Annotated in this window: 11 protein-coding genes and 1 tRNA gene; 5 read left to right on the top strand and 7 right to left on the bottom strand. The window is 71.8% G+C overall.

The window, feature by feature from the left end; all coding sequences use genetic code 11:
• On the bottom strand, positions 1-688 hold a 688-nt coding region (locus MFF42_RS05830; protein WP_238254896.1), incomplete at its 3' end, for a molybdopterin molybdotransferase MoeA.
• A gap of 183 nt (positions 689-871) precedes the next feature.
• On the opposite strand from MFF42_RS05830, the gene modA reads away from it, so the two are divergent.
• Entirely contained in the window at positions 872-1,669 is a 798-nt protein-coding gene (modA, locus tag MFF42_RS05825) for a molybdate ABC transporter substrate-binding protein (RefSeq protein ID WP_238254895.1), read from the top strand.
• Positions 1,670-1,739: 70 nt separating this feature from the next.
• Here modA and MFF42_RS05820 read toward each other — a convergent pair whose 3' ends face one another.
• The 3 genes from MFF42_RS05820 to MFF42_RS05810 form a co-directional block, all read right to left on the bottom strand.
• A complete protein-coding gene (locus tag MFF42_RS05820) occupies positions 1,740-2,873 on the bottom strand; it encodes a metallophosphoesterase (RefSeq protein ID WP_238254894.1) in 1,134 nt (377 codons plus the stop codon).
• A 35-nt stretch (positions 2,874-2,908) separates the two neighbouring features.
• Positions 2,909-3,961: an alpha/beta hydrolase family protein gene (locus MFF42_RS05815; RefSeq protein WP_373875141.1), complete on the bottom strand. Its 1,053-nt coding sequence runs from the start codon at positions 3,959-3,961 to the stop codon at positions 2,909-2,911.
• 372 nt (positions 3,962-4,333) lie between these two features.
• Positions 4,334-5,287, bottom strand: a complete 954-nt coding sequence (locus MFF42_RS05810) for a LysR family transcriptional regulator (RefSeq protein WP_238254897.1) — start codon at positions 5,285-5,287, stop codon at positions 4,334-4,336.
• A gap of 123 nt (positions 5,288-5,410) precedes the next feature.
• On the opposite strand from MFF42_RS05810, the gene MFF42_RS05805 reads away from it, so the two are divergent.
• A complete protein-coding gene (locus MFF42_RS05805; RefSeq protein WP_238254892.1) occupies positions 5,411-5,659 on the top strand; it encodes a hypothetical protein in 249 nt (82 codons plus the stop codon).
• A 44-nt stretch (positions 5,660-5,703) separates the two neighbouring features.
• A complete protein-coding gene (locus tag MFF42_RS05800) occupies positions 5,704-6,456 on the top strand; it encodes a sulfite exporter TauE/SafE family protein (protein ID WP_238254891.1) in 753 nt (250 codons plus the stop codon).
• A gap of 10 nt (positions 6,457-6,466) precedes the next feature.
• Here MFF42_RS05800 and MFF42_RS05795 read toward each other — a convergent pair whose 3' ends face one another.
• Both MFF42_RS05795 and MFF42_RS05790 read right to left on the bottom strand, forming a co-directional pair.
• Complete coding sequence (locus MFF42_RS05795; RefSeq protein WP_238254890.1) at positions 6,467-7,408, bottom strand: AprI/Inh family metalloprotease inhibitor; 942 nt, start codon at positions 7,406-7,408, stop codon at positions 6,467-6,469.
• Entirely contained in the window at positions 7,405-8,379 is a 975-nt protein-coding gene (locus MFF42_RS05790) for a 2-hydroxyacid dehydrogenase (protein WP_238254889.1), read from the bottom strand. Before MFF42_RS05790 ends, MFF42_RS05795 begins: the two co-directional genes overlap by 4 nt.
• Positions 8,380-8,660: 281 nt before the next feature.
• Between MFF42_RS05790 and leuC the strand changes: the two genes are divergently transcribed.
• A complete protein-coding gene (leuC, locus tag MFF42_RS05785; RefSeq protein ID WP_238254888.1) occupies positions 8,661-10,070 on the top strand; it encodes a 3-isopropylmalate dehydratase large subunit in 1,410 nt (469 codons plus the stop codon).
• A gap of 141 nt (positions 10,071-10,211) precedes the next feature.
• Positions 10,212-10,296: transfer RNA gene (locus MFF42_RS05780), tRNA-Leu, on the top strand.
• 929 nt (positions 10,297-11,225) lie between these two features.
• Here MFF42_RS05780 and MFF42_RS05775 read toward each other — a convergent pair.
• On the bottom strand, positions 11,226-11,756 hold the full coding sequence (locus tag MFF42_RS05775) for a cupin domain-containing protein (RefSeq protein WP_238254887.1): 531 nt from the start codon (positions 11,754-11,756) through the stop codon (positions 11,226-11,228).
• Positions 11,757-11,946: the final 190 nt, after the last annotated feature.

The raw sequence follows: 11,946 nt of genomic DNA, 5'->3' as shown, positions 1-11,946 counted from the left end.
CGATGCCGAGATCGAGCGGCACCCCGCCCCAGGTCCGGACCAGCGCCTTCAGGGCCGGACGGTTGGCATCGAGGATCTGGGGCCCCTGCCCTTCCGCGAAGGCGCGCGACAGCTCGCTTCCCGTCGAGAGGACGGCGACGCGCGGCCGGCGATGGACGCGGATCTCCGCGTGGCCCGCGGCGGCGGCGAGGCCGATGTCGCGGGCGCTCAGGCGCGTCCCGGGCCGGGTGACCGGCGCGCCCGTGCTGAAATTGCTGCCGGCCGCTCGGATGTGCCGGTGCGGTTCGGCGCCCGGCAGGATGCGCAGGCGCTCGCCGACGGTCTCGGTCAACTCCTGAACGACGACCGTATCGGCTCCGGGGGGAACCGGTGCGCCGGTGAAGATCCGCCGGCAGGTCCCGGGTGCGAGCGGCGGACCGATCGGATCGCCCGCCCTTGTCACGCCCGAACGGGCCAGGAGGGCGTCGGCATCGGCCCAGCGCAGGGCGTAGCCGTCCATCGCCGCGACCGCGAAGGGGGGAGCGTCGAGGCGCGCCGGCAGGGCCTCGGCGCAGACGCGGCCGGCGGCATCGTCGAGCGGCACGCGCTCGCATCCGACCGCGTGCAGGCACCGCTCCATCCGCGCGAGGGCCTCGGCGATCTCCGGCATGTCGATGGTCGCGTTCGCGGCGGTGGTCGGCGTCTGCACGTGGGCTCCTCGGCACATCCCAACCGTCGCAATAGCCGATCGGCCCTGGTCGAAGCTATGTTTCTCCGTATATAGCGCCTTCAAGGCTGGGTGCCTTCATCGCCGAGAGACGCGCAGTTGGCTGGCGAGCCTGCCCGCGGCCGCGTGATCCCCTCCCCTCATTCGAAACAGGAACTGTCGCGTATGGCCATGCTCACCCGCACCCGATTCCTGGCCGGTCTCGTCGCCCTCGCCCTGGCGGGGCCGCTGCCCGCGCCGGCCGCGGAAGCGCCGACCGTCTTCGCCGCCGCGAGCCTGAAGAACGCCCTCGACGAGATCGCCGGAACTTACGCCAAGGAGGGCAAGCCGGCCCCGCGGATCTCGTACGCGGCCTCGAACACGCTGGCCAAGCAGATCGAGCAGGGCGCGCCCGCCGACCTGTTCTTCTCGGCCGACCTCGACTGGATGGACTACCTCGCCAAGAAGGATCTCATCCGGCCCGACACCCGCGTGAGCCTGTTGGCGAACAGCATCGTCCTGATCGCCCCGAAGGACTCGAAGGCCGAGGTGACGATGGGGCCGGGCCTCGATCTCGCCTCTGCCCTCGGCTCCGGCAGGCTCGCCATGGGCAACGTCGAGGCGGTGCCGGCGGGCAAGTACGGCAAGGCGGCGCTGGAGAAGCTCGGCGGCTGGGCCGGTGTGAAGGACACGATCGCCCAGGCGGAGAGCGTGCGGGCCGCCCTGCTCCTCGTCTCGCGGGGCGAGGCGCCGCTCGGCATCGTCTACGCCACCGACGCGGCGGCGGACGCCAACGTGAGGATCGTCGCCACCTTCCCCGCCGACAGCCACCCGGCGATCGTCTACCCGGTCGCGATCACCAAGGATTCGCGCAACCCGGACGCCGCCGCCCTCCTCACCTATCTGCGCGGACCCGCGGCCAAGGCCGCCTTCGAGAAGCAGGGCTTCACCGTGCTGAGCCGCCCGGCGACCGCCGCGCAGTGACCGGCTCCCGTTGCCCGTTCGGGCAACGGAAATCCGCTTCTTCGAACCTCGGCGCCGGAGCCGGGTTCGGTCAGCTGGCGCGCGGCCGGACTCCGGCGCGGAGGGTGATGCGGGTCAGCTCGGACGCGGGACCCAACCGGAGGGCGAAGCCCGGCCACAGCGCGGTGCCGTTGTTGACGTAGAGCGTCATGCTCCCGACCGCGTACGCGCCCGAGACGAAGCCGCCATTCGCCCGTGCGACGAGCCTGTCGAGACCCGCGATCATCCCGCCATGCGTGTGGCCGGACAGTTGCAGGGCGACGCCCTTCGCGGCCGCCCTGGCCGCATCCCTCGGCTGATGGTCGAGGAGGACGATCGGGGCGCCTGCCGGAGCGCCGGCCAACGCCGCATCGAGGTCGTGGGCCGGCTGGCCCGAATGCGAGGCCGAGAGATCGGTCACGCCGGCCAGGACGACGGCATCCTCACCGCGCCTCAGGACCGTGTGCCGGTTCGCAAGCACGGCCATGCCCAGGTCGGAATAGTGGCGCATCCACGCCCGGTACTCGAAGAAATACTCGTGGTTGCCGGGGATCAGCCAGACCCCGTCGGGGGCCCGGAGATCACGCAGCGGTTCGACGTCGGCGCGTCGGGCAGCGAGTGACCCGTCGATCAGGTCGCCGGTGACCACGATGAGATCGACGCCGAGCGCGTTGGAGCGCGCCACGACCTCGCGCGCCCAACGCGCCGGGAAGAGGCGGCTGAGGTGCAAGTCCGTCAGCTGAAGCAGGGTATAGCCGTCGAAGCCGGCCGGAAGGTTGTCGATCTCGACGGTGACGTCCTTGAGCGGGGGCACCCGCACGGCCTGCTGCACCGCGACCGCCGACAGAAGCATGGCCAGAGCGGCCTCGGCGTAGCGCCACGCCACCGGCTGCGACCAGCTGCCCCCAGGCACGAGCTTGCTGACCAGCGCCGCGACATCGACTGCCAGCTGCAGCGCCGCCAACAGAAAGATGGCGCCGAAGGCCCAGTTGAACAGGATGACCAGGGCGCGTGGAAATTCGGGTGAGAAGACCGAGCCCGAGGAGAGGCGGCTCCACAGGTGGTACTGGGACGCGATGAGCAGGAGAACGGCGACGCAGGCCTTCAGCAGGAACGGCCACGGCAGAGGCCACAGCACCCTGGCGATGACGTAGAGGCAGGGCAGACCGAAGATCAGGTGGAACATGGACCGTCCGAGCGGGGCAAGGGTCGGCGCAACCGCTACGAGCGCGGACGATCGCGGCGTGATGGATGCCGCCCCGACCCGGTGACGGGGTAGGCTGTGGGCGCCACGGCGAGGAGCGGTCGCCAGGTCTCGCTCCAGGACGCCAAGGGTGAGGGGTCGCCTCGGAACGTCAGGTCGAGGAAGGCCAGCGCGCCTTCCGCCGTCGCCTGCTTCACCTGCGGGTTGAGCGTCACCCCGCCCGTCAGAGGCCGGTCGGTGAAGATGCTGTGCGATCCGCCCTGGAAGACCGCCAGCGCCTTCCTCGACGTCCCGACAGCCTCGTAGACGTCGAGGCGGTCCTGCACCGGCGATCGTCGACCGGGCAACGCGATCACGTCCGCGGTCGCGGTCACGTGGAAGGTCGGCATGGTGACGGCTGTGAGAACGGCGTGCAGGTCGCGCTCGCCGTAGAATGGCGGCGCCGAGATGACGATCCCGGCCTTGAAGCGCATGTCCCTGCGGTCGATCGTCTTGCCCTCGCGAACGACGCGCGCCCCGCCGACGATCAGGGTCGTGTTCGCGCCGTAGGAATGGCCAGCGGCGACGATGCGCGCCGGATCGATGAACGCGGCGAAGGCGCTGTCCCTGCCGAGGATGCGGTCGAGCGCGAAGCTCATGTCGGCGGCCCGGGCGATGGCCTCGCGTTCGTCCGCCGCCAGGTTCACGCGGTCGAGAACCTCGAACGGATTGCCGGCCCAGACGGTGCCGTCGCTCCCGACGTGCTGCACGTGAAGGCTCGCGTAACCGTTGGCCGCCCAGTGGCGCCCGAGATAGCTGTAGCCCGTCCGCGACTGACCGAGGCCGTGCGAAAAGACGATCAAGGGAACGGGCCCCGCCGGTGCCCCCGGGGACGGCCAGTACAACCGCGCCGGCACGCGACGGTCGCGACCGGCATCAACCCAGTCCAGATCGGCGATGCGGACGTCCTCGGAAGCCGCCCCGGCCGGACGGATCGCAGGCGTGACCGCGGCGGCCGCGACGCCGCCGACGAGCATGGCCCCGAAGCGACGCCGGCTGACGCCGGGTCGCGGGAATACGTCGTCCCTCACGGGGGCCTGCCTTTTCAAGACGGTGTTCGCATCGATTCACATTGCCGGGTAGGGCATTTGCCGACAGGGACGCGGTGAGGAGGCGCACACCGCGTACGGCCCTGTCCGCGGCAAATCCACCGAGAGCAATGGCCCGCGAAAGAGCGGCTCTTCCGCCGGCACCGGTCGAAGGCCCCGAAGGAGCGCATTCCGGACGTCCACCACGTCGCCGTCGAAATGTCAGAGCCCGGTCGTCCCGCGCCTTGGCAACTCCGTTCAGGAAGCGGGTTGGAGCTATCTGCGCGTCTGATCGACCGACTCCGTCACCCGTCGCGGGTTTTTCGGAGGGATCGTCCCCTCGGCGGGGCACCGGGATGGAGCCCCGGCTTCCCTTCAACCGGAACTCTGCCCCGGACCCGCGGAAGGACCCGTCCTTTCGGAACCTGGATTTTCCGCCGCGCCGAGATGGGCGACCAAGTGCTCGACGAGCTGGCGCGCGTGCGGTGGGAGCGCCGCGAAGCTGCGGGCGCAGAGCCGCAGGCGGCGCAGGGCCCAGGGCTCGTCGATCGGGATCGCGTGGATCGCCAGCGTCTCGGCCGCGCGCCGGGCCGTCGCCTCGGGCACGATCGCCACGCCGACGCCCCGCTCGACCATGCGGCAGACCGCGTCGAGGCCGTTGAGCCGCACCCGGAGCTTGAACGGCCGGCCGGCGCGGGCGGCGTGGGTGGCGAGATGCGCCTGGAGCGCCCGGCCGTGGCTCAGGCCGACCAGGGGCTCCTCCAGCACCTCCCGGAACGCGACGCCGCTCCGCCGCGCCAGGGCGTGGCCCGCCGGCACCACGAGGACGATCCGGTCGAGGTGGAGCGGCCGAGTTTCGAGCGCGCCGAGATCGGTCGTGTCGGCGACGATGCCGATATCGGCGAGCCCCCCGGCCAGGGCGTCGACGGTCTCGCGGCTGGTGCGCTCCTCCAGATCGACGTCGATGCTCGGATGGGCGGCAAGGAAGCCCGACAGCGCGTCGGGGAGGAAGGCGGCGGCGGCCGCGGTGATCGACAGGAGCCTCACATGGCCGCGCAGGCCGTGGGCGTACTGGCCGAGTTCGCCGCGCATCTGTTCGAGCTGGCCGAGCACGAGCCGGGCGTGATGCGCCACCGCGAGACCGGCCGGCGTCGGCCGCACCCCGCGGGCATGGCGCTCCAGCAGCGGCACGCCGCCATCCGCCTCCATGCCGCGGATGCGCTCGCTCGCCGAGGCGAGCGCCAGCCCGGCCCGCTCGGCGCCGCGGGTGATGCTCTCCGCCTCGACGACGTGGAGGAACAGGCGCAGGTCGGTCAGGTCGAAGCGCATGGCCTCATCGTCGGCGAGGCGCCAGCGCTGAGCAAGGGCTTCGGCCAAGGGTTCGGCTCAGCCGAAGGCTGGTGCGGGCCACTTCCGCATTGTCGCGCCGCTCCGGGATGCGACACTCGGGCGATGGCACGCGACGCACAGACCACGATCCGCTCGGGCGGCGCCCGACTCGAAACGGCGGCCCTCCTCCTCGCGGCCTTCACCGCGCTGGTCGCGATCGCCCGATACGATGCCGGCCAGCGCGCCTGCACCGAGGCGCCGCCGGCGGCGATCGCCCGGCCGGCGCCCGCCGTCGCGCGTCCGCCCGCGCCGCCGTCCGAGGCGGAGGCCGCCCGGCAGGCGATCCTGCGCGACATGCTGCTCCACGACTGAACGTCGCCCTCGCCAGCGCCCCCTCCCCCGGTCAGAACACGCGCATGCTCCTCTCCATGGATCCCCTCCCCCTCGCCGTGGCGGCGTCGGCCTTCCTCCTCGCCGGCTTCGTCAAGGGCATGGTCGGCCTCGGCCTGCCGCCCGTCGCCATGGGCCTCCTGAGCCTCGTCATGGCACCGGTCCAGGCGGCGGCCCTGCTCGTCGTGCCCGCCTTCGTCACCAATGTCTGGCAGCTCGCCGCGGGGCCGCGCTTCGGCACGCTGGTGCGCCGGCTCTGGCCGATGCTGGCGGCGAGCGTCGTCGGCACCCTGGTCGCGGCGGGGATCCTTCACGGCAATTACGGCGCCGAGGCCACGGTCTTCCTCGGCCTCGCCCTCATCGCCTACGCCGTGGTGGGGCTCGCCGCCCTGCGGCTCCACGTTCCGCCCGCGGCCGAGCGCTGGCTCGGGCCGCTCGTCGGCGCCGCGACCGGGCTGGTGACGGCGGCGACCGCCGTCTCCTCGTTCCCCTCCGCGCCCTATCTCGGGGCGCTGGGCCTGACCAAGGACGACCTGATCCAGGCGTTGGGCCTCTCCTTCACCGTCTCCACGATGGCGCTGGCCGTCGCCCTGGCGGGCGGCGGCGCCCTCTCGCTCAGCGTCGCCGGCACCTCCCTCATCGCCCTCGTGCCGGCCCTGCTCGGCATGATGCTCGGCGGCTGGGTGCGGGGCCGGGTCAGCGAGCGCGTGTTTCGCCGCTGCTTCTTCGTCGGCCTCCTCGGCCTCGGGCTGCACCTCGCCCTGCGGCCGCTGTTCTGAGCGGCCCGGCCTACGGCTCGACCTTCCTGAGCACGAGGGGCGCGCCGATCTCGGGATCGCGCCGCCAGCGCCCGTCCCCGACCGCCACGAGGTTCACCGCGTGGCCCCGGCGCGCCTTCAGCGTCAGGTGGCCGTTGGCGAAGCGCCAGGTCACGGGATCGAACACCGTGATCCCGCTGTCGCGGCAATCCGGCAGCACCCGGAGAGGCGCCGTGTCCTTCCCGGCCTCGATGGGCGCCGAGAATTCGAGGCGGCAGACATCCTTCTGCTCGGCGCGGTCGAGGGCGTAGAGCCCGAGAGCGGGGCCGTCCGCCGGCTTCTCCGGCGGGACGGACGCCGGAGCGGCGCCGTCCGCCGCGACCGCCGTCGGGGTCGAAACCGCGGTGCCGGGGGCGGCGGGCGGCTGCATCGCCGCGATCTGCAGCGGCACGAGGTTGTAGTGCTCGCCGTTCTCGGCCGTAGCGCCGAGGCTCATTCCGTCCGGATTCTTGGCGAAGGCCAGGATCGGCCGCAGGTTCCGATCCACGAGGCGCAGGCCCTCGCCCGTGAACAGCCAGCCGCCGATGCCGGCCATCAGCGGCAGCGCCCGGCGGCAGCCGGCGGGAAACCGCGCCACACGTCCGCTCGGGCTCGTATCCATGGCGAGCGTCAAGACGCAGCGCCGCCGGCCGCCGTCCAGGGAGAGATCCCAGGTGCCCGCCGCCCCCGCCAGGGTGGTGGGCAAGGTGATGGTCGAGGGGCCGGGCGAGCTGCCGGGGAGGGTCGCGGACCCGGCCGACGCGCCGTCCTCCGCGGGCGAGGTCGCCGGTGGCACCGGCGTGGGCGCCGGCTCCGGGGCGGACGGGGTCTCCTGGGCCGAGGCCGTGTTCATCGCCGGCGCGGCCAGGACCGCGGCCAGAATCCCGGCCAGAATCCCGGCTCTTGCCGTGCGCCTCATCGTCGGGTTCCTCATCGCCGGCCGGTCCAGGGCGTCTCCGGCACCGGCGTCACCGGCCCCTTGCCGTCGAACCAGGAGAACAGGTTGTCGGTGAGCAGCCGGCCCATCGCCGCGCGGGTGTAGTGGGAGCCCGAGCCGACATGCGGCAGCAGCACGGTCTGGTCGAGGTCGATCAGCGCCTGCGGCACGTGCGGCTCGTTGGCGAACACGTCGAGTCCCGCCCCGTGGATCGCTCCCGACCGGAGCGCATCGACCAGCGCCGCCTCGTCGATGACGCTGCCGCGGGCGATGTTGACGACGATGCCCTCGCGCCCGAGCGCCGCCAGCACCGCGGCGTCGACGATCCCGTTCGTGCCCGGTCCGCCGGGGGCGGCCACGATCAGCGTGTCGACCGCCCGCGCCAGCCCGAGCAGGCTGTCGTGGTAGGCGTACGGCACGTCGGCCTGGGGCGTCCGGCCGTGATAGGCGATGGTGACGTCGAAGCCTTCGAGGCGCCGGGCGATCGCCCGGCCGATCCGCCCGAGCCCGAGGATGCCGACCCGGCGCTCCCGGAGGCTCGTGGTGAGCGGGAAGCTGCCCTCGTGCCAGCGCCCGGCGCGCAGGTAGCGGTCTGCCTGCGGGATGCGGCGGAGGGTGGCGAGCAGCAGGCCGATCGCGAGGTCGGCCACCTCGTCGGAGAGCACGTCCGGCGTGTGGGTGACGACGATGCCGCGGCGATGCGCCTCGGCCGCGTCGATGGTGTCGTAGCCGACGCCGAAGCTCGCCACAATCTCCAGCCGCGGCAGCCGGTCGAACAGGGCGGCATCGATCGGGGACATCGCGCCCACCGCGAGCCCCCGGATGCGCGGCCCGACCGCGTCGAGGAACGCCGCGCGGTCGGGCGCCTCCTCCAGCCGGTGCAGGCGGAACCGTTCGGCGAGCCGCCCGCCCACGTCGGGCCGGGTCTGCCGGATCAGCAGGATGTCGGGCGTCTCGGCTGGCGGCACCGGCTCACGGCCTCCCGAAGAGCGATGGGGAAGGTCTGCAAATGACCGGTCCGGAGTAATGCGGCCGCCCGCGCCGGTCCAGCCGTGCCCGGCCCGCGACGCGAGCCGGCGGCGAAACTGTCATCTGCATCGCATGTGCGCCGCCGCCCTTCCGAAATGGCCCGAGGCGCATTACACAAGAGCTCTTCCGGATATTCCCCCCGATCCGGCCGCACGGTCTCCGCGGCCCGGCGGGGGCATTGTCCGCGATGGAGCCTTCAACCCGTCAGAACAGCCGTATCATGACCGCGCCGCGCACCCTCTACGACAAGATCTGGGACGACCACGTCGTCGATGTTGGGCCGGATGGCTCCGCCCTCCTCTACATCGACCGCCACCTCGTGCACGAGGTGACGAGCCCCCAGGCGTTCGAGGGGCTTCGCGTGGCCGGCCGCCGGGTGCGCGCGCCGCACAAGACGCTGGCCGTGGTCGATCACAACGTCCAGACCTCGGACCGCTCCAAGGGCATCGAGGATCCCGAGAGCCGCACCCAGCTCGAGGCGCTCGCCGAGAACGTGCGCGACTTCGGCATCGAGTTCTACGACGCCCTCGACCGGCGCCAGGGCATCGTCCACATCATCGGGCCGGAGCAGGGCTTCACCCTGCCGGGCCAGACGATCGTGTGCGGCGATTCCCACACCTCGACCCACGGCGCCTTCGGCGCGCTGGCCCACGGCATCGGCACCTCCGAGGTCGAGCACGTGCTCGCCACGCAGACGCTGATCCAGCGCAAGGCCAAGAACATGCGGGTGACGGTCGACGGCACCCTGCCGCCGGGCGTCAGCGCCAAGGACATCGTGCTGGCGATCATCGGCGAGATCGGCACCGCCGGCGGCACCGGCCACGTCATCGAGTACGCCGGCGAGGCGATCCGCTCCCTCTCGATGGAGGGCCGGATGACGATCTGCAACATGTCGATCGAGGGCGGCGCGCGCGCCGGCATGGTCGCCCCCGACGCGACCACCTACGCCTACGTCAAGGACCGCCCGAAGGCGCCGAAGGGCGCGGCGTTCGACGCCGCCCGCCGCTACTGGGAGAGCCTCGTCACCGACGAGGGCGCGCATTTCGACCGCGAGATCCGTCTCAACGCGGCGAACCTCCCCCCGCTGGTCTCCTGGGGCACTTCGCCCGAGGACATCGTCTCGATCCTCGGCACGGTGCCCGATCCGGCGCAGATCGCCGACGAGAACAAGCGCCAGTCCAAGGAGAAGGCGCTGGCCTATATGGGCCTGACGCCGGGCATGCGGATGACCGACATCACCCTCGACCGGGTGTTCATCGGCTCCTGCACCAACGGGCGGATCGAGGATCTGCGCATCGTCGCCAGGATGGTCGAGGGCCGCAAGGTCCATGACGGCGTCTCGGCGATGGTGGTGCCGGGCTCCGGCCTCGTGAAGGCGCAGGCCGAGGCCGAGGGGATCGACCGCATCCTCAAGGAGGCCGGCTTCGACTGGCGCGAGCCCGGCTGCTCGATGTGCCTCGGCATGAACCCGGACAAGCTGCGGCCCGGCGAGCGCTGCGCCTCGACCTCGAACCGCAACTTCGAGGGCCGCCAGGGGCCGCGCGGCCGCACCCACCTCGTCTCCCCGGCGATGGCGGCGGCGGCGGCGGTGGCCGGCCGCTTCGTCGACATCCGCGAGTGGCGCGGCTGAGGCGGCGCGCCGCGGGCGTGTTGCTCGGGCGCTGCGCCGGACCCCGCTCCGGCATTTTTGGCAGGCGGCGGCGAAACAGCGATTGACGCCTTCGCCGCCGCCCCCTAAACGAACCCCATCGCCGACCGGAAACGGCCCGGCGCCCAGGTGGCGGAATTGGTAGACGCGCTGGTTTCAGGTACCAGTCTTGCAAGAGGTGAAGGTTCGAGTCCTTTCCTGGGCACCAACGGATCTCCAGAATTCTGAGCTCGTTGGTCTTCTGAGTTTCAATCCCGTACCTTCGAAAGGTGCGGGATTTTTTGTTGGCTGAGCAGGCGTGCCGCGTGCGCGGAGCCGCCGGCATTCAGCTCGAAAACGAGCCGAAGCCCTCGAAATCGGTTGTCGGAGGAATGCGTTTGACGGGCGCGCAAGGCTGTCCGTGGGGCGTGTGGTTCGCCGTATCGACGGGTGCCGACTTTGCCGGCCCAGGAATATTCATTGCGGACACAGTTTTACCGCTACGCTTCCCGCGATTGAGCATAGCACGGCCATTCGACATGTTGAGGTCGCGCATCGGATAGCCTTGTTGGCGAGGGATTATTCAGAAAGTGCGCAGTGAACGCGCGCTCCGTGCTCATGTTCCGGGCCTCTGCGCCGCACGGGGCGTGGCCCGGCCGAAGCCGGGTTCCGCAGCGGGAGGCACGACCGACGTCCTGCGCCTCCTGGGCATCGGATCCAGGACGAAGCGCCGCGTCTCGGCTGCCGCACCGCCTTTTCAGACACGTGGGTGACCGCTCCGAGCGCTGCACCGATCCTGGCGGAACGCGAGGCGCGCTGAAGGGGGACGCGCCGGCCGCACGCGAACGGGGCGAACGCGGCGGCCGGCGCGCTCGCGGACGGGAGCCGGAAGGCTCGACCGCCGCGATCCATGATGGCCGCCGTCAACGCGCGTGGCGGCCGCTGGCTCCCGGCCGGCGTGCGAAGGGATCGGCCGGGTGGGAACGCCCTCGCCGACCTGCTGCGTCCCGGATGCCCGCCGCCTTTCCGAGCGGGCGTGCCGCTCGTCGACGGGGAAGCGGACGGCCCCCTGCACGTCCACGCCATCCTGCCGGTGCCGAGGGACCGCCGCGCGGGCACGGATCACGCGCGTCCTCCGCCGGGCGAGCCCGCGACGGGTCACGGCTGCTTGTGGATCGGATCGACCCAGTAGACGGTCTCGGGGCGCTCGGCCGCCTCGACGTCGGGCAGGTTCACCACCACCGCCTCGTTGTCCGAGCGCACCAGGACGCAGTGCAGGGGCTCGTCGGTCGAGGCGTTGATCTCCTGATGCGGCACGTAGGGCGGCACGAAGATGAAATCGCCGGGCCCGGCCTCGGCCACGTATTCGAGGTGCTCGCCCCAGCGCATCCGGGCGCGGCCGGAGACGATGTAGATCACGCTCTCCAGGGCGCCGTGGTGGTGCACGCCGGTCTTCGCGTCGGGCTCGATCGCCACCGTGCCGGCCCAGATCTTTTGGGCGCCGACGCGGGCGGCGTTGACCGCCGCCTGCCGAAACATGCCCGGCGTCTGCGCCGTGTTGGGGTCGAGCCGGTCGCCGGGGATCACCCGCACGCCGTCGTGCTTCCAGCGCGCCCCGGTCTCGTCAGGTCCCGCCGCGTGATCGTGAGGCTCGTGGGAATGGGAGTGGCCCTCGCCGCTGTCGTGCATGTCGATCCTACTTTCGCAGGCGCCATCATCGCATGGCGGCGCGCGGTTCGGAAAATCCGGGATCGACGACGGCACGAAAAAAGGGCCGGCATGGCGCCGGCCCTTTTCGGTGTTCGAAGATCGCGACGGGAAGGCGCACGAGCGAAGCCCGTGCGCCCAACCTGAAAAAATCAGTCGTTGATGGCGGCGA

This window comes from Methylorubrum podarium (assembly GCF_022179745.1).
In the GTDB taxonomy this organism is placed as follows: Bacteria; Pseudomonadota; Alphaproteobacteria; order Rhizobiales; family Beijerinckiaceae; genus Methylobacterium; species Methylobacterium podarium.
This window is presented reverse-complemented; position numbering and strand designations above follow the sequence as displayed.